This is a genomic window from Lactococcus protaetiae, assembly GCF_006965445.1.
GTDB classification, from domain to species: domain Bacteria; phylum Bacillota; class Bacilli; order Lactobacillales; family Streptococcaceae; genus Lactococcus; species Lactococcus protaetiae.
Genome location: NZ_CP041356.1, coordinates 414,055 through 433,574, shown reverse-complemented (window position 1 = coordinate 433,574; position 19,520 = coordinate 414,055). Strand labels below are relative to the sequence as shown.

Here is a 19,520-nt window from a genome sequence, read left to right as displayed (position 1 = left end):
GAGTAAGGACAACTTACTGAAGGGAATCTAGAACATTGAAAAAATTTAATTTAAGTAAAATGGTTATTATCGCGCTGATTATTATTATCGCAGCGATGTCAGCGATTGTAATTTCAGCAAAAAATTTTAAATCTAATCAAAAACCGTCAGCAATGACACAAACAATAAATGATGGAACAGGGTTCGTTGACCGTGTGCTTGGAACTCCTGTGCATTTTGTCCAAGATAAAGTCAATGAATTTTCAAATTTGATGGATACCTATCAGCAAAATGAAAGTTTAAAAACTCAACTTGCCAAGTCAAAAGATGATGCCAATAAACTAAACGGTCTTGAATCTGAAAATAAAGAGCTTAAAAATGCTCTGAAACTTCAAGAAACATTGACTGACTATCAAACGGTATCAGCCAACGTTATCACCCGTGACCCTACATCATGGAATGATACACTTGTCATTGATAGGGGAAGTAAAGATAGTCTTAAAACAGATATGATTGTTATGGCAAATGGTGGGGTCATCGGTCGTGTTATCCAAGTCAATAAAAATACAGCTAAAGTTTCACTTCTAAGTTCTTCAAAAGGAATTGAAAATAAAATTCCGGTTCGGCTAGGAAATTCAGAGGAAACAACTTATGGTTTATTGACAGGATATGATAGCCAACAAAATGCTTATATTATCACTCAATTAACCACACAAGACAAAATTTCTAAAGGGACGCAAGTCTTTACGAGTGGACTTGGAGGCGATAGTCCGCGTGACCTTCTCATTGGGACGGTCTTAGGAGAAAAAGATGATAATCAAGGATTGAATCGTCAAATTTATGTTAAACCAGCGAGCAATCTTTACGATATCCGATTTGTTTTTGTTATTCAACGTATGATTGGGGGAATTAAGTGAGTCGCTTTACTTTTCAGTTTTTTTCTCCAATCTTGCTCTTTTTACTTCTAATATTGGATGGACAAATCACACACGTTTTAACAAGCCTAAGCGGTGGAACTTGGACTCCTGTAAGCCATCTTTTTCTAATTTTTCTAGTTTATAGTGTTACGCAACATCGTTCAAGCTATATTATTATTTTAGCAGCACTTCTAGGAGCTGTATACGATAGCTACTATTTGGGAGTTTATGGTATTGCCACCTTATTATTTCCGCTTATCGCACTTTTCGTTTATAATATAGAAAGTGTCATCTTTACTAATCGATGGACACGGCTCTTTACTATTATTATCATTGTCACAGCATTTGAAGTATTTAGTGCAATAATTACAGCAGCTTTTGGTTTATCACAACTCAATTTTCTTAACTTTGTTGTTTATCAATTAGCGCCTACACTTTTGCTCAATATTATTTTAGCAGCAATGCTTCAAGCACCTTTAGAACTCTTTTATAGATTAAGGAAAAGTCATTTTAGATACACAGAGAAATGATTTTGTAATTAAAAAGAAATATTAAGGTGTGGTAAGAATAGTATAATATGTTTATTCAACCGAACTTCATAGGGAGGACAAATTAAAAATAACAGTTATGAAAAAAAGGATTATCTCGGCTATTTTATTGTCTACAGTAGTACTTTCTGCTGCAGCACCCGTATCAGGTGTTTACGCTGATACTAACTCAGACATTCAAAAACAAGATGCAACAATTGCAAGTGCCCAATCAGCGAAAGCACAAGCACAAGCACAAGTTGATAGTTTGCAAGCTAAAGTGTCAAGTTTGCAAGCTAAACAAGCGAGTACAAAAGCAAAAATCACTCAGGTGAATAACCAATTGAAAAACCTCAATGTACAAATTGGTACGCTTGTGACAAATATCAGTGACCGTACAAAGACATTGGAAGCACAAGCACGAAGTGCGCAAGTTAATAACTCTGCAACGAACTATTTAAGTGCAGTTGTAGATTCAAAATCGTTGACTGATGCTATTCAAAAGGTTACGGCAATAGCTACAGTTTCAAGTGCTAGCAAACAAATGCTAGAGCAACAAGAAAAAGAACAAAAAGAACTTGTACAAAAGTCTTCAGAGTTGAGAAAAAATTCTGATAATCTTGAAACTCTTTCTGATAGTTTAGATTCACAAGCTAAAGAGTTGACTTCTCAACAAGCTGAACTTAAAGTAGCTACATTAAATTATGAAGCAACTATTGCAACAGCTCAAGATAAGAAAAATGAATTGTTAGCACAAAAAGCAGAGGCAGAGAAGGCGGCAAAAAAAGCAGCTCAGGCTCAAGTTGCATACAAAACGCAACAATCTCAAGAAACGACCACTTCAACTACTACAAATATTCCATCAACATCTACGTCTAACTCAGATAATAATACATCAAACTCGAACAACAATAATGGAAGTTCGTCGAATTCTAACTCTAGCTCGAATACAAGTGGTAATGGTTCATCGAATTCTAATTCTGGAGGGAGTTCATCATCTAACTCAGGTTCAAGTTCAGCAACTTTAGATGCAATTGTTTCTTACGCTCAAATGCTTGCAAATAGAACGCCAGCTATACCATATGTTTGGGGTGGAACTACTCTCGCTGGAATGGACTGTTCAGGTCTTACTAGCTATGTATATTTACACGCAGCAGGAATTTCACTTCCGCGCACTTCTCAAGAACAAGGTGGTGCAGGTACACCAGTTTCTCTTTCTCAAGCGCGTCCTGGTGATTTGATTATTGAAGAAAATGGTGCTCACGTTGCAATTTATCTAGGTAACGGAATGCAAGTTGATGCTCCAAGACCAGGATTAAATGTCCGTGTTTCACAAACTTCGTGGTATACTGTGAATTATGCTGTACAAGTAATTAAGTAATTAACTACAAAAAGTTTATAATAACAAAAATCAGTGATTTGGTGGAGGGAAATTATTTTCCTTCTGTCAAATCATTTTTTATTATTATGGTATAATAAAACAAGAAAAATGATAGGGGATAGATAGAAATGTGTGGAATTGTCGGCTTTGTCGATAACTTAAATCAAGATGATAAAACAAAGACACTAAAAGAAATGATGGATACGATTATTCACCGCGGACCAAGTAGTTCAGGTGAATTTATTGATGATAGAGCAGCTATCGGTTTTAGACGTTTGAGTATCATTGACCTTGAAGGTGGAGACCAACCAATATACAATGAGGACAAATCAAAGTTAATCACGTTCAATGGAGAGATTTATAACTTTCGTGAATTAAGAGAAGACTTGATTGCAAAAGGTCATGATTTCACCACTCATGCTGACACAGAAGTCTTGTTGCATGGTTATGAAGAATATGGTGTGGAACTTCTCCAAAAAATTCGAGGAATGTTTGCCTTTGTCATCTGGGATAGAGAAAAACAAGAGTTATTTGGTGCTCGTGACCATTTTGGTATCAAACCACTCTATTATGCTCAAATGAATGGTACATTCATGTATGGCTCAGAGATTAAGAGTTTTTTAAAACATCCAAATTTCAAAAAAGAATTAAACAAAGAAGCATTGAAACCATATATGACTTTCCAGTATTCGGCGCTTGATGAAACATTCTTTAAAGGAGTGTTCCGTATCAAAGAGGGACATTATTTTACTTATAAAGATGGCAAACTTGACATTAAACCTTACTGGGATATGAAAGTGGATGAAAAAAATATGTCACTAGAAGAGTCTGTTGATTTAATTGATAAGACTGTTTTAGAGTCTGTTGATGCACATAAATTTGCGGATGTTGAAGTCGGAGCTTTCGTCTCAAGTGGTGTAGACTCTAGTTATGTGGCATCAACGCTCCGTCCAGATCATACTTATTCTATCGGATTTGGTCAAGGGACATTTAATGAATCTAAGCAAGCGAAACAGCTGACAGATATGATTGGTTTAAATAACACTTCGCGGGAAATTCATGGGATGAAGCTTTTCAACATTTCTCACAAATTCAGTATTATTTAGACGAGCCAGACTCCAACCCATCTTGTGTGCCCCTATTTTTCCTAGCCGAGCTTGCAGCTCGTGATGTGCGAGTGGTCATGAGTGGTGAAGGTGCAGATGAGCTTTTTGCGGGTTATGAATCTTATGGTTTTAGTACAAATTCTCGTGTCGTCCGTGTTGTTGCAGAAAGACTAAAAAAATTGCCTAAAGGTTTACGCTTTTCAATTGCTCGAGGGATTCAAAACAAGCATTTTAAAGGTCAAAAACATCTTTATGAATCACTGGCACCAGCTGAAGACTTTTTCATTGGACAAGCTAAAGTTTTTGAAGAAGAAGAGTCTATGACACTCTTAAAACAAGAGTTTCAAACAGCACCAAGTGTGAAAGGAATTGTTGGAAAGACCTATAAGAAAGCTCAAGAAGGTTCAGAACTACGTAAAATGCAATATCTTGATATGCACCAATGGATGCCTGGTGATATCTTACTGAAAGCAGATAAAATGTCAATGGCTCATTCTTTGGAGCTTCGAGTGCCACTCTTGGATATTGAGCTTATGCACACCGCAGAGCAAATTCCATCAAAATACTTGCTTAATGAACATAATACAAAATATGCCTTCAGGCAAGCAGCACGCCGTCATTTGCCAGAAGAATGGTCAAATCGTAAAAAATTAGGTTTCCCAGTACCAATCAAAGATTGGCTGAGAGAAGAGAAGTACTACAAAGTAGTACGTCATTTGTTTGAACAAGAATTTGTTTCAGAATTTTTTAATCAAGATAAGGTACTGGAAATGTTGGATGATAACTTTGCAGGTAAGAATGATGCCAGACGTAAGCTTTGGACAATTTATACTTTCTTGACTTGGTATGATGTTTACTTTATCCACAATGGTGAAAAACCAGCTGTTGTCACTTTTTAGAGGAGTTTTTTGTGTCTCAAAATATTGAATTTCAACCGATTTTATTAGGGTCTGATATTAATGTCTATGGAATGGCGCGTTCGTTTCATGAAGAGTTTGGTATTACTTCGATTGCTCTGAGTGCCTCTCAGTTAGCACCGACAAAATACTCAAAAATTGTGGAAGTACAATGCCATCCTCATTTTGACCAAGAAGAAGTTTTCATTAAAACTTTGAGAGAATTTAAGGAAAATCATGCTAACGATAAGAAGAAGTATCTACTTGTGGCTTGTGGTGATGGTTATGCTTTGATGGCTTCTAAGTATAAGGCGGAGCTCTCAGAATTTTTTGAAGTTCCCTATATTGATTATTCACTTTACCAAAAGTTGGAAAATAAGCCAGATTTTTATAATATTTGTGAAGAATACCAGCTTCCTTACCCAAAGACTGTTTTAGTCACTCCAGAAACAGAGATTGACCCTCTTGTAAATGGTTTATCTTTTCCATATCCAATGATTTTGAAACCGGGAAATTCGATTTCTTATTTAGAAGTCCATTTTGAAGGACAAAAGAAAGCTTTTACGATTGCATCACCTGAAGAAATGAAATTAATGCTCCATCGCTGCTATGAAGCAGGTTATCCAGATGAGATGATTATTCAAGATTTTATCCCAGGGACAGATGAGAATATGCGCGTATTGAATGCCTATGTGGATAAAAATCATAAGGTACGTATGATGTGTCTGGGTCATCCTTTGCTTGAAGACCCTAGTCCGAAAGCAATCGGGAATTATGTTGCTATATTACCTGATTATAATGAAAAAGTATACCAGCAAATTCAAGATTTTCTTGAAAAAATTGAATATACTGGCTTTGCGAATTTTGATATGAAATATGATCCTCGTGATGGAGAGTATAAACTATTTGAAATCAATTTGCGTCAAGGACGTAGTTCTTTCTATGTGACTTTGAATGGTTACAATTTGACACGTTATCTGGTTTCAGATCGAATTTTTAATGAGCCTTTTGCTGAGACAGTTTGTGGTAAAGGAACCAAGTTGTGGTTAGGTGTTCCAAAGAAAGTATTGTTGACATATGTCAATCCAAGCTTTAAAGCGGAAATTCGCCAGTTTATTAAATCTAAAAACTATGGTACAACTTTATTTTATGCAAAAGATAATTCGCCTAAGCGTTATTTGCTGATGAGATATGCTTTTTATCGCTATATTGGTACGTTTAAGGAATATTTTAATAATCGCTAATAAAATGAAGTCAAAACTAAATTCAAAGTTGCGATTCCGACCAGATGCTTTGCCTTTTGCTCTTGTTGCTTTAGCAGCTAAGCAAACGGACAGCGTAGCAACAGAGTTGCGGAGACCGTTCATAGAACGGCGTGCAAAGCACGTAGCACCGTAGCGAGGATGGACAGCGAAACGGAGTGGAGATAGTGCTGCTTCATCCCCTACTTAAGATAGGATAGCTGTGTTGCTTTAGCAACTTACGGATATGCTAGTTGTTTCACCTAGTGGTATAGTGAGTATTGACAGCATAGTCCAAAGGGCGGAGATAGCACGCACTTATTTCGATAAACAGCGTTTGTTTTATTATTCTGTGGCTATAAAAAAAGAAAGAAGAACGGAGGGAATGATGGAAAACTTCTTTACAATTTTGGGAGGAATGGGGACTCTGGCAACAGAGAGTTTCATTCATACGTTGAATCGTCGGACAGATGCTCATCGAGACCAAGATTTTCTAGACTATATCGTAGTTAATCATGCAACGATTCCTGACCGTACTGCTTATATAAAAGATTCTTCTTTAGAAAATCCAGAAGAAAAACTGATTGAGGATATCAAAATTCAAAGTGTGTTGAACCCAAAGTTTTTTGTTATTCCTTGTAATACTGCTCATTATTATTTTGAGGAGTTACAAAATGCAACACAAATTCCAATCTTGCATATGCCTCGTATCGCTGTGGAACGAATCAGAGAGCGATTTGCTGATAGTAAGCGTATTGCTGTGTTGGCTACTGAGGGAACTATTTTGACAGGTGTTTATCGTGAGGAGTTAGAAGCTCAGGGTTATGAAGCTGTCATTCCAGATGAGGAATTGCAAGAAAAGGTTAATCGATTGATTTATCAAGAGGTTAAAGAAAATAAAAATTTGAATTTTGAGCTTTACCACGAAATTCTAAGTGATGTAAAGAAAAATATGAACTGTGAAGTGATGATTTTAGGTTGCACGGAACTCTCTGTTTTGTATGAAGAATATCAACTCGACTCAGAATTCAATATTATTGACGCACAAGCAGAAACAGTGCGTCGAACTTTGATGATGATGGAGAAAAAAGACTTAGCAAATGAATAAAAGAAGAAAACGTTTAAAAACAAAGAACATGGTTATTCTACTCCTTTTGAGTCTTATTGTGGTTTTTGTTGGTTTTGGTTTCTTTATGAATCCTCAAAAAGGCGAAGGCGAGGATAAGCAGCCTTCATTAGCTTCAAAAACTGTTGCAAAAAAAGACCATGCGGGTAAGTGCAACTATGTGTTAATGGATACAGGAGATGTGAATCAAATAAAAATCGGAGCTTATCAAGGTTGTGAAACAGTTTCTCTCTATAACGCTTTGGTTTACTTAAATAAAACACATGATAAGTCTGTGAAAGAAGTGCTTGATTCATTGCCTTTGGTAGGTTGGGATGGCAATCCTAATCTAGGTTATGCTGGAGATCCTTGGACTCCGGATGATCAAATTCCTGATGGAGGTTTTCCAACAATCTGGCCAGATGCATTTATGAAATTTGCTCAAAGTTATGGTGCAAATGTTGTTGATGTTTCTGGAAAAAGTATTGATGATATCAAAAATATTGTCTTGAAAGAGCATCTTGTGGAAATGTGGGTAACGGTGGACTTTGCTCAACCACAGATTACGTATACAGATTATTTTGGTCATGAAGTTGTGACGAATACTCATGCGGTGATTTTGGATGGGTATGATGCGAAGAAAAAAGAGTTTCATGTCAACGACCCTATCAAAGGAAAATATTGGCTTCCTGAGTCAACAGTTTCTTCGGTATATATAGGAACTAATCAATTTGCTGTTGAATTTGTGAGTTGAAATGATGATTTCGGATACGATATAGGAGGGATTTGCTCCATTAAAATTAGCACTCTAGTAAAAAGAGTGCTAATTTTTTTGCCAAAATTTAAAAAACGTGATAAAATAGTGCTATTGAAAAATTAATTTATACTAGTCTCACTTTAAAATCTGCTAGAATTTTATTAGTGATGACTGCAATTAGCGTGTCGTGTCGCTGTTTTTGCGTCACGAAGTTGCGTAGCAACGTCCGTCCGTTGTTTCTTTTTACAACGAAGGAGCTATAGTAAAGGAATTAGGGATTAAATAATGAATAACTCTGAATTTTATGAACGCCTGGGGGTAGATAAAAATGCCAGTCAGGATGAAATTAAAAAAGCTTATCGAAAAATGTCGAAAAAGTACCACCCAGATTTGAATAAGGAACCAGGTGCTGAACAAAAATATAAAGAGGTGCAAGAAGCCTACGAAACATTATCGGATGACCAAAAACGGGCAGCCTATGACCAATATGGCGAAGCTGGTGCTAATGGTTTTGGCGCTGGTAGTGGTGGTTTTGGAGGTCAAGGTGGCTTCTCTGGCTTTGGTGGCGCAGGCGGCTTCGGCGGTTTTGAGGATATTTTCTCTAGCTTCTTTGGCGGTGGAGGCGCTCAGGTTAATCCTAATGCACCACGTCAAGGGGATGATTTACAATATCGAATCAATCTGAAGTTTGAAGAAGCTATTTTTGGTGTAGAAAAAGAAGTAAAATATAATCGAGAAGAGCTTTGTCACACTTGTGGTGGTGAAGGTGCAAAACCAGGAACTCATGCGGAAACGTGTCATAAGTGTGGTGGACGCGGTACAATCAATGTGGTTCATGATACACCATTGGGCCGTATGCAAAGTCAACAAACTTGTGATGTTTGTCATGGTACGGGTAAAGAAATCAAGGAACCATGTCCTACCTGTCATGGTACTGGTCATGAAAAAGCTGCCCATACTGTTAAGGTAAAAGTTCCTGCTGGAGTTGAGTCAGGTCAACAAATGCGTTTGCAAGGCCAAGGTGATGCTGGTACAAATGGTGGTCCTTATGGTGATTTGTATGTACGTTTCCAAGTTGAAGCATCTGATAAGTTTGAGCGTGATGGCTCTGAGATTTACTATAAAATGCCTTTGGAGTTTGTTCAAGCGGCATTGGGTGATGAAGTTGAAGTGCCAACGGTTCATGGTAATGTGAAATTAAAGATTCCTGCTGGCACGCAAACTGGAGCAAACTTCCGATTGAAAGGAAAAGGGGCGCCAAAATTGCGTGGTTCGGGTAATGGGGATCAATATGTGATCGTTAATATCATAACACCAAAGAATATGAATACTGCTCAAAAAGAAGCTTTACAAGCATTTGCTAAGGTTAGCGGTGTTGATATTTCGGGAAATGGTAAAAAAGGTTTCTTTGATAAATTTAAGTAAATTCAAGACTTATTTAGTGGGGATTTTAATGTGAGGTTATACCTCTTTAGCCATGTTCTGTCTCCGCTGTCCATTCTCGCTACATCGCTGAAGCGATGAGTCGAAGTGACAACTGGAACCTGCTCTTTGAGCAGAACCACGTTTTCCTAACTCTCTCCGTTTCTTGACGGAGCCGCTCACATCTTGCTATAATGAGTCGCCTTTGGCGACTTTTTATTATTTTTCTTGGTGTATTTGGGTTGCTTATAGATGATAAATGTGTAAAACTTGCTAAATTTTTTGGTATAATATCTCTATATGAAAATTGATAATTATAAGCCAGATTTTTTGTTGGAAGCAGTGTATCAGTTGGATGCAGAGAGTCTGAGAAAGAACGGTATCACAGCTGTGATGGTGGATTTAGATAATACTTTGATTGCTTGGAATAATCCAGATGGTACACCAGAGTTGCTTTCTTGGCTTGAGGAAATGAGAGAAAATAACATCAAAGTTATTGTTGTCTCAAATAATAAACGCGAACGTGTTGCGCGAGCTGTGGAAAAGTTTGGTGTTGATTATATTAGTCGAGCAATGAAGCCTTTTGCCTTGGGGATTAATAACGCTTTGAAGCGTTTTGATGAAAAACCATCTGAAGTGGTTATGGTTGGAGACCAATTGATGACAGATATTCGAGCCGCGCATCGTGCTGGTGTACGAAGCATTTTGGTGAAACCATTGGTAGAATCAGATGCTTGGAATACGAAATTTAATCGTTGGAGAGAACGACGTGTCTGGAAAAAAATGATTGCACGTGATGGCAATCCAGTGTGGAGAACTAAATTAGAATGAAGTCAAGACTTATTCAGTGGGAGTTTCAACTCCCCACTGAATTTAGGGTACAACCTCACATCTTCGATATGAGGTCACCCTGTCCCAGAAGCCTAAGTGCTAAAGCACTAACGCCCTAGGGCAGTCGGACGAAATTCAAAGTTGCGATTCCGGCTAGATGCTTTGCCTTTTGCTCTTGCTGCTTTAGCAGCTAAGCAAACGGATAGCGGAGCAACGAAGTTGCGTAGACCGTTCGTAGAACGGCATGCGAAGCACGTAGCACTGTAGCGAGGATGGACAGCGCAGCGAAGCGGAGATAGTGCTGCTTCATCCCCTACTACCTAAGAGGTAGAGGTGTTGCGATTGCGACTAGGCGCTTCAGCGCCTTAGCGAGCATCGACAGCGTAGCCCGAAGGGCGGAGATAGCACGCACTTACTTCGATAAAAAGTACTGACGGAGTTCTGTCAGTATTTTTTGATTTATCAGTGTGGAAAAATGAAATACACAAGTGAAAACTTGTTCTTATCAGGAAATTGATGAAGTTATTCATAGTTTTCCACATATTTAGAAGGTGTTTCCACAAATATGTGGAAAACTGTGTAAAAATCTGGGGAAAAGTTGATTAAAACAAAAATTTTATCATTGTGCTGACAGTTTGATACTGTTAAAGTGAACATTGAATCTGTGAATAGAAATTCTGTCAGTATGCTGACAGTTCGATGCGATTGGAGTGAGCATTGAATCGGCGAATAAAAATTCTGTCAGTATGCTGACAGAATTCCCTTACTTCCTTATTTCAATACATTATTATTTTTCGTAGTATCCTCGCTCTTTATACCACAAATCAGGTTGCCATGCCCATTCGTTTCCGTCTTTTTTGAGCAAATCAAATGCGGCTTGAGGTCCCATGCTGCGTGCGGTGTACGTAGGCATAGCGCTAGTGTCACCATCCCATGCCTCACGAATAACGTCAATAAGTTCCCAAGCACGTGCAGCTTCTTCCCAATGACTAAAGTTTGTACCGTCACCATTCAACACGTCCAAGAATAGTTTTTCATAAGCTTCAGGAGAATTTCCTAAAAATTCACTATCATGACGGAAGCTAAGGCGAAGTGGTTCAAGATGGAATCCTTGACCTGCAGCTTTACCATTAACAGAAAGTGAGAATCCTTCAGTAGGTTGGATATAGATGGTTAAAACGTTTTGCACAGGTTGGTCATCACAGTTGTCTGCAAAAAGATTTTCAGCTTCTTTTTTGAAAACGATATTGATGCGAGTTCCTTTTTCAGTCATGCGTTTTCCTGAGCGGACATAAAACGGAACACCGGCCCAACGTTCGTTATCAATGAGAAATTTTCCGGCGGCGAAAGTTTCTGTGCGACTATCAGGTGCGACAGAATCTTCTTCACGATATCCTAGATAGTTCTCTCCATCAAATTTTCCAGCGATATATTGTCCACGGATGAAGTTTTCTAGCGCTTCTTGTGAAGAATATTGACGCATTGCTTTGAGTGCTTTAACTTTTTCCTTTACAATATGAGCTTCATCAAATTTTTCGGGTTTTTCCATTGCGATAAGACTGAGGACTTGCAAGACGTGATTTTGAATCATATCTTTGAGTGCGCCAGAAGTTTCGTAATAGCCCCCACGCTCCTCAACACCAATAAATTCGGCAAAAGTAATTTGCACATTATCAATATGGCGATTATTCCAAAGACTTTCGAAAATTGGGTTAGCAAAACGGACAGCGCTCACAGATTGAATCATTTCTTTACCAAGATAATGGTCAATACGGAAGATTTGCTCTTCAGTAAAAACTTTTGCCAAACTGTCATTGAGCGTTTTTGCAGTTGCGTAGCTGTTTCCGAAAGGTTTTTCAATGACAATTCGCTCAAAACCTTCCCCAGTCAAGATGTTTTCAGATTTAAGATGTTCAGCAATTACACCAAAAAATTGAGGCGCCATCGCAAGAAAGAAAACTTGATTTCCTGCTGTTTTATATTGAGTTTTGAGGCGTTCACCTAAATTTTTCAGATTGACATAATGCTCAGCATCATTGACATCATGACTTTGATAATAGAAATGACTTGCAAAGTTTTCTGCCTCTGTTTTTGAGTGCATCAAATCTTTGATTGAATCTAAAACGACTTCGTGATAAAAGCTGTCAGTCCACTGACGGCGTGCTGTTCCAATGACAGCGAAATTGTCAGCGAGTTCACCTTTCTTGAAAAGGCGGAATAAAGAAGGGTAGAGCTTACGCTTGGCAAGGTCGCCAGTAGCTCCAAAAATAGTGAAAAGGGCTTGTTTTTGTTCAGTCATAAAATTTCCTTTTATTGAAGTGATTACTTCATTGGTGGGGATTCTTTCTCCCCACCAACGTTAGGGCACAACCTCACATCAAAGATATGAGGTCACCCTGTCCCTGAAGTCTAAGCGCTGAAGCGCTAAGACCCTAGGGCAGTAGAACGAAAGCAGAGCTTAGTGCTGCTTATCCCGCCACCTTTAAGAGGTGGGGAATTAGCACGCACTTGCTAAGTTAAAAATACAAATGATAATATCTGTCAGTGCTGACAATGACTTACTGACAGAAATCCTGTCAGTAAAAATAATCAATACTTTCAACCATTTGAGTTGTGTTCGTCAACATAATCAGTTGCGTACTGCTCAATGTCAGCTTTGAGTTGTTTTTTCATTTCCTGAAATTCAGCTTCACTGTAGTCGCGTTCAGCAACTTTCGCATTGTAAAATGGAATAGAAAGCTCTTTTCTCAAACGTTGTTCGAGTTCTTGTCTGTTCATTTTTCACCCCCAATGAAATCTATCGCTAATTAGAATTATATCATAAAAACAGGCTGTCAAAACTGACAAGAATTCTGCTTCTTTAAAGTGTGTAAAATGAGCATTAAATCGTTAAACAAAGTATTGTCAGCGGAGGTGACAATACTGTCAGTTCAATGCGCCCAAAGTAAGCATTGAATCGGCGAATAAAAGTATTGTCAGCAGAGGTAACAATACTATCAGTACACTGACAGCTCCATCAGTCAATCTAAATTGCCTAATTTCTTAAATTTTTGGTAAAATGAAAAGAGAAAGGATCAAATTCGTCAAGATTCAATATCGAATTTGCAGATAGTATGTCTTTATTAGTATTTACCCTATCAATGCTAGTTCTTGGCTTTGTGGCGGGTACAGTAGGTTCCATTTTGGGACTAGGTGGTGGGATTATTATTACGCCAATCATTACAACTTTTTTTGGTGTAGATATTAAATATGCGATTGGAGCAAGCATTGTAGCAGTCATTGCGACAAGCTCAGGTGCCGCGATTTCTTATTTAAAAGATGACATGATTAACATTCGTGCAGCAATGTTTTTAGAAATCTTCACTACGATAGGTGGCCTTGTCGGAGCAATTTTAGCAGGATTTTTTGATGGTACAGTATTAAATGTTTTGTTTGGCTGTTTATTGATTTTTCAAGGCTACAATATGTGGAAAAAGCTTCATAAAGGTGAGGAAATTTTGCAAAATGTAGAGTCTGATAAAATTGCTAAAAAGCTTAAACTTAACTCAAGTTATCATGACAAGCAGCTGGGACAAGATATTAGTTATCAAGTAGAAAAAGTACCGGGAGGAGCAGCAATTATGCTTGGTGCGGGTGTAGCTTCAGGACTTTTAGGGATTGGCTCAGGTGCCTTTAAAGTCATGGCGATGGACTCTATGATGAAGATGCCAATAAAAGCCTCTACAGCAACATCAAACCTGATGATTGGAGTAACTGCGGCAGCTTCTGCAACCGTCTATTTTTTCAATGGTTATGTTAATCCAACTCTAGCAGGTCCACTTGCAATTGGTATCGTAGCAGGTGCAGCTCTAGGTTCTAAAATCATGCCAAAATTACCAGCAAAAACAATCAGAATTATTTTCATTCCAGTCATTCTTTTGATGGCGATTCAGATGTTACTTAAAGGAATTGGGGTACATATCGGATGAAAGGTGAAATGACAAAAGAAGAATTGCTCAAGATTGAGCAAAATATCGGGAAAATCTTGCGTGCAGGTGTATTTGTTAGCTCGGTTGTTATTATCATTGGTATTTTGATGTTTGTAATAACAGGACATTCTGGCTACTCTGACGGAATCTGGCCTGATAAGTTTAATGAAATACTGACAGGTTTAGTGCAGTTCAAAGCATTAGCTTGGTTGATGGCAGGATTATTTTTATTAATTCTAACCCCTGTTTTACGTGTGGTAGCCTCTATCTTTGCTTTTGCAAAAGAAGGTGATAAACTCTACGTGGCGATTACTTGCCTTGTTTTTATTATTTTGATTATCGCTATGTTCATTGGTCACGGAGGAGCTTGAAGCTAATGCTGTTTAACTTTTAAATGGTAAATTTAAAAGTTACTCCGCTGTCCGTTTGCTTAGCAAGCGAAGCTTGCAAGAGCAAAAGGCAGTCTATCTGCAGTTCATCTAATAATTTTTCTAAGAAAAATTAAAGATGAGCTAGTATGAGATAACAAGAGGAACAAAAAATTCTGATGAAAAAATCAGGCATGTATTAAGTAAGCCAGTCATAGGTAGCCTCAAGCTTGCATTTTCAATATGAAACTGTTATCATAGAAAAGTGCTGGGGAAGTCCTTTCGACTCGTTGCTTTAGCAACGTAGCGAGAAAGGGTAACGTTTTGACCCAACGGGGAAGTGGTGGAATGGCAGACACGCATGCTTCAGGTGCATGTGCTCGAAAGGGCGTGAGGGTTCAAATCCCTTCTTCCCATAATAATATAAAGCTCTATGTTTTAGAGATTTATTAAGAGATAATGGACGGTTGGCTGGGTGCTAATCGTTTTTTGTTTTGAAATAAATTGAAAAATGTGTATTCATTAAGAAAAAATGGAGGGAACAATGAGATTAAAGGAAGAACAACTTCAAGAAGTTATTGATGAAAACCCACTGCGTTCGCTCTCTTCAATTTCAGAAGCGACAGGACATTCACGTACTGAGATTGAAAAATTATTAAAAACTTACAAATTAGATGAGTATCGCAATCGAAAAATTAAACGTCTTCGAGGCGATAAAGCAAGAAAAAGAAGAGACGTTCAATATTAGTATCAAAAGGAGAAAAATATGTCAAAAGTTGCATTTATCGGTACAGGTGTTATGGGCGCTGCAATGGCAGGTCATCTCATGGATGCAGGTCATGAGTTAGTCGTATACAACCGTACAAAATCAAAAACAGATACGTTAGTTGCGCGTGGTGCAACTTATGTTGATAGTCCAGAAGCTGCGGCTAAACAAGCAGAATTCATCATCTCGATAGTAGGATATCCAAAAGATGTTCGTGAAATTTATTTTGGAGAAACTGGGGTTTTTAAAGCAGAACTTTCGGGGAAGGTGTTGATTGATATGACGACTTCGCAACCTGGTCTTGCTCAAGAAATCTATGAAGCAGCTAAAAAAGAAGGTGCTGAGTCACTGGATGCTCCTGTTTCAGGTGGAGACCTTGGAGCAAAGAATGCCACATTGACTATTATGGTTGGTGGAGATGAGCCTGTGTATAATAAAGCTCTACCCCTTTTTGAAAAAATGGGAAAAACAATTGCTTATCAAGGCTCTGCAGGTAGCGGACAGCATACAAAAATGGCAAATCAAATCGGTATTGCAGGAACGATGACTGCCATGACAGAGCTTCTTGTATATGCAGATAAAGCGGGACTTGACCTTGATAAAGTATTGATGACAGTTGGTGGTGGCTCTGCTGCGACATGGTCACTCACTAACTATGCACCACGTATTTTACGTGAAGACTTTACCGCAGGATTTTTTGTAAAACACTTTATCAAAGACCTCGGTATTGCGCTAGACGAATCTGCTAAAATGGGTATTTCTCTTCCAGCTACAGCAGGAGCCAAACAACTTTATGATATGCTTGCCGAAAAAGGGTTTGAAAATGATGGAACACAAGCATTGATTAAGCTATGGTGGGAAGATGGCAAACGTCCAGAATGATAAAAACTTTGCTTAACAAAAAATCGTAGCCGTTTAGCTACGATTTTTACAATTATTGGATTTCAATTCGATGTGAGTTTGCATCAACTTTTGTTTTTGGTAAATTCAAGATTAACACACCACCATCATACTTTGCTGTGATAGCTTCACGTTCAACATTTGGTAAACTATAGGAGCGGCTGTATGAACCAGAGTAACGCTCACTATGAATCACTTCACCATCCTCATTTTTTGCTTCGTTTGTGTGTTCTTGCTTGCCTGAAACAGTGAGTATACCATTAACATAATCAATGTTAATATTATCTTTCTTCAAGCCAGGTAAGTCAATCTTTACGCTGTAAGCCGCATCCGACTCCGAAATATCTGTTTTCATTGCCATTTGACGGTTAGAGTTTTGGAAACCAAGGCCATTTTTGAAGAAATTCCGACCGAAATGATTAAAGAAATCATCTCCAAAATCCATCCAATTGTTTTGACTGTTCATCAAATCGTTTGACATTGTAATAACCTCCTCTATTAGGGTTTGTATTTTTTACCCTACACTTATAATTATAGGCACCGTTGATTAGACTGTCAAAGATTTGATTTGAAAACTAGCACTCTGTTTTTAAGAGTGCTAGTTTTATCAGCTTATTGTAAGACTTTAATGTAATTTGTATTAATAATCGGGATGTTTCTTGATTAGTATGTATATGATACATATATATATTTTAGACAGGTTAGTGAATTTGTGTTCCACAGTATTCGCATTCAGAGACTTTTCCTACAGTAATCTTATTATTAGCTCCGCATGCAGGACACTTTACAACTTTTTCTTGTTGAATATTATTATTATGATAGATGGGTTCTAGAGGAATATTGTAATTATTAGGGAGATAACCAGCAGTAATCATTTCTTGGATATCATTATTAACAGATGAATTTGAAATTTCTAATCTATTTCCTATTTCATTAGAATCTATAATACCTTGGTTGATAATTAAATCAAGATAGGCCTTATACTTTTTCGCTTTTAGTTTTGTTTTGCTTGCTTTTTTCAAAACAAGATATGCACCAGCACCATAAATTATTAAACTGAAAAATGCTGTTTCAATATGGTTGATATTGGAAAAAAAGCCTAAAATTGCAAAAAGTATAAGAATATAACCTACAGCAATCAAAATATTAGGATTCCCTGTCATAAGTGCAGATTTATCAGTATTTAGACGTTTAAATAGAAAATAAACCCCAACTGGCCAAAAAATAATAATCCAGATAATGATTATTCCCCAACTTTTTTGCTTTATCATTGTTATAGTCCCATTATTTCTTTCTTTTTGTTATTGAATTCTTCTTCTGATAGAATTCCCAAATCTACAAGATCTTTCAATTTTTTTAGTGTTTCAATCTGCTGATCAATGGATAGTGTTGGTGTGGAAAGAGTTTGAGCTTGTCCATTCATATTTTGTGACATGTTCATACCAAAAATCATTCCTGCTCCATTTCCCAATCCGTTATCTTGAATGCCCTCAGCAATTTTTTGTTGTGCAGCGATATTTGAGGTGCGTTGTGAGATATCATCAAAAGCTTTGACATTCATTTTGTTGGATGAAAATTGTTTTACAAGTTCACGAGCATCATCAGAAAATTCAATGTTTTCAATAGCAACTTTGGTTACTTCAAATCCGAATCGTTCTGGCCAAGTTCCAGCATTATCGGCATCAGTTGAAATTTTTTTAGAAATTTCACTTGCGTGAGAAGGGAGTTGAGAAATTCTAAAATTTTCAGATAACGAATTTACTGCAACAGTGAAGGATTGAATAAACTCTGAGGAAATTTGAGCTTTAGAATCTTTGTCATCAAAAGAAAGATAGGCAACATTAGCAGGAACAAAATTTCTGATAAAGGTGATAGGGTTTGTAATCTTAATTGAGAAGGAACCAAAAGCCATAATTTCAAGGTCAACACCATAGAATAAATCATTATAAACTAGAGGACCATGTGTTCCAAATTTAATTCCACGAATTTCACGCATATTGACAAAGGCAATTCTCTTCTGAACAGCACTCTGTCCTCCAAATCCAACTCGTTCGGCAGATTGTTTTAATACAGAAGTCCCTCGGTCAATCATCTGATTAAAGAGTGAGCTACCGTTGAATTCCTTATCATTAAAAATACTTGTCTGGCCATCTTGATATTCAAAACTGCCGGGCTCAGTAATGATATTTTCGATGCTACTCTCACTGAAAATGAAAGCGACGGTATTTTCTGGGACAAATATTTTTGAACCATTTGAGATGATTCCGTCGGAGCCAAATAAATTAGCGCCGCGTCCGTTGTTTGTTTTTTGAAGGACACCAGGTACCACTACAGTATGTTCACTGAAATTTCCAGCTGTAATAATGTCTTTCCACTGATCAGCAAGAGTTCCTCCTACTGCATCTGATATGCCTTTGAAAATTCCCATTTTTATTTCTCCTATCTTTTAGCGCTACACTGTGAGCATTTTTCTGATTCTGCTTTGTTTGATGAATTACAGTATTCGCAAACCCAATCAGGCAATTTTTCTGGTTTAACAGTTAGAGGTTTAGTTTTGATATTTTGTTTTGGATTAAAACGGTCCAATATTGAATTTGCGGCTGTAGCTATCTTATCAAGTTTGGTATCAGTAGCATGTTTGTCAAGTATAATAATATCGTTAATATGATCAATCTGAGCATTTTTAAGAATTCTAATATTCAGTGATTGATTAACTTTGGAGTTGGCAAGTGAAGCCATTTTTATCATATCTGTTAGTAATTTTTCAATTTCATAAACTTGAAGTCCAGTAACTTTTGAAATTTCTTTGAGTTCTCTAATACCAGAAGCTGAGATACAAGATAAAATATCGTCCTTCTTCTTTTGTATAATGTTTTGCTTCTTTCCTTGTATGACGGCAAAAATAATAATTGAAACGAAGAAAGCAAATCCAACAATTCCGAAAAAGATTTCTCCAATGAATGATCCTATATTATTTTCTTTAACAGCTACATCTGATAAATCATTAATTTTAGTAAGATTTGAATAAGAGATTTTATAATGTCCTAAACTTTTAGAGACGCTAGTAACTTTGACTATCACACTATCTCCTTGAGTAATGTTGGGATTACTTTTAGATCTGAAGTTGTTTTTATTCACGTCTTGCAAATCATAATCGCCCAGACCTAATAGAGGAGGCTTTTCATTGGTTACAGTAAAGGCGACAGTTTTACCACTTACTTTTTTATTATTTTCGAGGGCGTTTTCAAAAGAATTGGTGTTATAATCCACCTTGTAGGTTGCATTTGAATGGTTGCAAGCTGAAAATATCCCTAAAAAAATAAGTCCAATTGCCAAGAGTAGTGTTTTTTTCATGA

The 19,520-nt window shown here is 37.3% G+C and carries 18 protein-coding genes, 1 tRNA gene and 1 pseudogene; 14 read left to right on the top strand and 6 right to left on the bottom strand.

Features of this window, described 5'->3' with window-relative positions:
- Nucleotides 1–35: 35 nt before the first annotated feature.
- The 9 genes and pseudogenes from mreC to FLP15_RS02160 all read left to right on the top strand — a co-directional run bounded on the left by mreC (nt 36) and on the right by FLP15_RS02160 (nt 10,162).
- Nucleotides 36–896, top strand: coding sequence for a rod shape-determining protein MreC (gene mreC / locus FLP15_RS02200; RefSeq protein WP_142765834.1), 861 nt, complete (start codon nt 36–38; stop codon nt 894–896).
- The gene (gene mreD / locus FLP15_RS02195; protein ID WP_142765833.1) at nt 893–1,426 is read left to right on the top strand and encodes a rod shape-determining protein MreD; all 534 of its coding nucleotides are present in this window, start codon (nt 893–895) and stop codon (nt 1,424–1,426) included. Before mreC ends, mreD begins: the two co-directional genes overlap by 4 nt.
- Nucleotides 1,427–1,523: 97 nt before the next feature.
- Nucleotides 1,524–2,804, top strand: coding sequence for a C40 family peptidase (locus FLP15_RS02190; protein WP_142765832.1), 1,281 nt, complete (start codon nt 1,524–1,526; stop codon nt 2,802–2,804).
- A gap of 128 nt (nt 2,805–2,932) precedes the next feature.
- A pseudogene (asnB, locus tag FLP15_RS02185) lies at nt 2,933–4,809 on the top strand (asparagine synthase (glutamine-hydrolyzing)).
- Between the two features lie 71 nt (nt 4,810–4,880).
- Nucleotides 4,881–6,050 (top strand): carboxylate--amine ligase, encoded by a 1,170-nt coding sequence (locus FLP15_RS02180; protein ID WP_223804752.1) that lies wholly within the window; start codon nt 4,881–4,883, stop codon nt 6,048–6,050.
- Nucleotides 6,051–6,435: 385 nt separating this feature from the next.
- A complete protein-coding gene (locus FLP15_RS02175; protein ID WP_142767402.1) occupies nt 6,436–7,155 on the top strand; it encodes an aspartate/glutamate racemase family protein in 720 nt (239 codons plus the stop codon).
- On the top strand, nt 7,148–7,906 hold the full coding sequence (locus tag FLP15_RS02170) for a C39 family peptidase (RefSeq protein WP_142765830.1): 759 nt from the start codon (nt 7,148–7,150) through the stop codon (nt 7,904–7,906). Before FLP15_RS02175 ends, FLP15_RS02170 begins: the two co-directional genes overlap by 8 nt.
- Nucleotides 7,907–8,194: 288 nt before the next feature.
- Nucleotides 8,195–9,334, top strand: coding sequence for a molecular chaperone DnaJ (gene dnaJ, locus FLP15_RS02165; RefSeq protein WP_142765829.1), 1,140 nt, complete (start codon nt 8,195–8,197; stop codon nt 9,332–9,334).
- A 297-nt stretch (nt 9,335–9,631) separates the two neighbouring features.
- The gene (locus FLP15_RS02160; protein ID WP_142765828.1) at nt 9,632–10,162 is read left to right on the top strand and encodes a YqeG family HAD IIIA-type phosphatase; all 531 of its coding nucleotides are present in this window, start codon (nt 9,632–9,634) and stop codon (nt 10,160–10,162) included.
- A 787-nt stretch (nt 10,163–10,949) separates the two neighbouring features.
- Here the strand turns inward: FLP15_RS02160 and zwf are convergent.
- Nucleotides 10,950–12,461, bottom strand: coding sequence for a glucose-6-phosphate dehydrogenase (zwf, locus tag FLP15_RS02155; protein ID WP_142765827.1), 1,512 nt, complete (start codon nt 12,459–12,461; stop codon nt 10,950–10,952).
- Between the two features lie 299 nt (nt 12,462–12,760).
- Nucleotides 12,761–12,940 (bottom strand): hypothetical protein, encoded by a 180-nt coding sequence (locus tag FLP15_RS02150; protein ID WP_120772721.1) that lies wholly within the window; start codon nt 12,938–12,940, stop codon nt 12,761–12,763.
- A 335-nt stretch (nt 12,941–13,275) separates the two neighbouring features.
- Between FLP15_RS02150 and FLP15_RS02145 the strand changes: the two genes are divergently transcribed.
- The 5 genes from FLP15_RS02145 (at nt 13,276) to FLP15_RS02125 (ending at nt 16,146) form a co-directional block, all read left to right on the top strand.
- The gene (locus tag FLP15_RS02145) at nt 13,276–14,130 is read left to right on the top strand and encodes a sulfite exporter TauE/SafE family protein (RefSeq protein WP_120772720.1); all 855 of its coding nucleotides are present in this window, start codon (nt 13,276–13,278) and stop codon (nt 14,128–14,130) included.
- Nucleotides 14,131–14,138: 8 nt separating this feature from the next.
- Nucleotides 14,139–14,501 carry a DUF1634 domain-containing protein gene (locus FLP15_RS02140; protein ID WP_190288328.1) on the top strand — a complete coding sequence of 121 codons (363 nt, stop codon included), beginning with the start codon at nt 14,139–14,141 and terminating at the stop codon, nt 14,499–14,501.
- 331 nt (nt 14,502–14,832) lie between these two features.
- Nucleotides 14,833–14,914, top strand: a tRNA-Leu gene (locus FLP15_RS02135).
- Nucleotides 14,915–15,042: 128 nt separating this feature from the next.
- Nucleotides 15,043–15,246, top strand: a complete 204-nt coding sequence (locus tag FLP15_RS02130) for a hypothetical protein (RefSeq protein ID WP_142765825.1) — start codon at nt 15,043–15,045, stop codon at nt 15,244–15,246.
- Nucleotides 15,247–15,264: 18 nt separating this feature from the next.
- Nucleotides 15,265–16,146 carry an NAD(P)-dependent oxidoreductase gene (locus tag FLP15_RS02125; RefSeq protein ID WP_142765824.1) on the top strand — a complete coding sequence of 294 codons (882 nt, stop codon included), beginning with the start codon at nt 15,265–15,267 and terminating at the stop codon, nt 16,144–16,146.
- A 52-nt stretch (nt 16,147–16,198) separates the two neighbouring features.
- On the opposite strand, the gene FLP15_RS02120 is transcribed toward FLP15_RS02125, so the two are convergent.
- From FLP15_RS02120 to FLP15_RS02105, 4 genes are all read right to left on the bottom strand, one after another.
- Nucleotides 16,199–16,645: an Hsp20/alpha crystallin family protein gene (locus FLP15_RS02120; RefSeq protein WP_142765823.1), complete on the bottom strand. Its 447-nt coding sequence runs from the start codon at nt 16,643–16,645 to the stop codon at nt 16,199–16,201.
- 220 nt (nt 16,646–16,865) lie between these two features.
- Nucleotides 16,866–17,435, bottom strand: a complete 570-nt coding sequence (locus FLP15_RS02115) for a hypothetical protein (protein WP_142765822.1) — start codon at nt 17,433–17,435, stop codon at nt 16,866–16,868.
- 2 nt (nt 17,436–17,437) lie between these two features.
- Nucleotides 17,438–18,592 carry an SPFH domain-containing protein gene (locus FLP15_RS02110; protein WP_142765821.1) on the bottom strand — a complete coding sequence of 385 codons (1,155 nt, stop codon included), beginning with the start codon at nt 18,590–18,592 and terminating at the stop codon, nt 17,438–17,440.
- Between the two features lie 11 nt (nt 18,593–18,603).
- Nucleotides 18,604–19,518: a zinc finger Ran-binding domain-containing protein gene (locus FLP15_RS02105; RefSeq protein WP_142765820.1), complete on the bottom strand. Its 915-nt coding sequence runs from the start codon at nt 19,516–19,518 to the stop codon at nt 18,604–18,606.
- Nucleotides 19,519–19,520: the final 2 nt, after the last annotated feature.

Bases quoted from the DNA above. Each gene is read 5' to 3' on its own strand.
- FLP15_RS02130 (WP_142765825.1), top strand. From the start codon at position 15,043: ATGAGATTAAAGGAAGAACAACTTCAAGAAGTTATTGATGAAAACCCA.
- FLP15_RS02190 (WP_142765832.1), top strand. From the start codon at position 1,524: ATGAAAAAAAGGATTATCTCGGCTATTTTATTGTCTACAGTAGTACTT.
- FLP15_RS02145 (WP_120772720.1), top strand. From the start codon at position 13,276: ATGTCTTTATTAGTATTTACCCTATCAATGCTAGTTCTTGGCTTTGTG.
- FLP15_RS02105 (WP_142765820.1), bottom strand. From the start codon at position 19,518: ATGAAAAAAACACTACTCTTGGCAATTGGACTTATTTTTTTAGGGATA.
- zwf (WP_142765827.1), bottom strand. From the start codon at position 12,461: ATGACTGAACAAAAACAAGCCCTTTTCACTATTTTTGGAGCTACTGGC.
- FLP15_RS02170 (WP_142765830.1), top strand. From the start codon at position 7,148: ATGAATAAAAGAAGAAAACGTTTAAAAACAAAGAACATGGTTATTCTA.
- dnaJ (WP_142765829.1), top strand. From the start codon at position 8,195: ATGAATAACTCTGAATTTTATGAACGCCTGGGGGTAGATAAAAATGCC.
- FLP15_RS02115 (WP_142765822.1), bottom strand. From the start codon at position 17,435: ATGATAAAGCAAAAAAGTTGGGGAATAATCATTATCTGGATTATTATT.
- FLP15_RS02140 (WP_190288328.1), top strand. From the start codon at position 14,139: ATGACAAAAGAAGAATTGCTCAAGATTGAGCAAAATATCGGGAAAATC.
- FLP15_RS02160 (WP_142765828.1), top strand. From the start codon at position 9,632: ATGAAAATTGATAATTATAAGCCAGATTTTTTGTTGGAAGCAGTGTAT.
- FLP15_RS02110 (WP_142765821.1), bottom strand. From the start codon at position 18,592: ATGGGAATTTTCAAAGGCATATCAGATGCAGTAGGAGGAACTCTTGCT.
- FLP15_RS02120 (WP_142765823.1), bottom strand. From the start codon at position 16,645: ATGTCAAACGATTTGATGAACAGTCAAAACAATTGGATGGATTTTGGA.
- FLP15_RS02175 (WP_142767402.1), top strand. From the start codon at position 6,436: ATGGAAAACTTCTTTACAATTTTGGGAGGAATGGGGACTCTGGCAACA.
- FLP15_RS02180 (WP_223804752.1), top strand. From the start codon at position 4,881: ATGGCGCGTTCGTTTCATGAAGAGTTTGGTATTACTTCGATTGCTCTG.
- FLP15_RS02125 (WP_142765824.1), top strand. From the start codon at position 15,265: ATGTCAAAAGTTGCATTTATCGGTACAGGTGTTATGGGCGCTGCAATG.
- FLP15_RS02150 (WP_120772721.1), bottom strand. From the start codon at position 12,940: ATGAACAGACAAGAACTCGAACAACGTTTGAGAAAAGAGCTTTCTATT.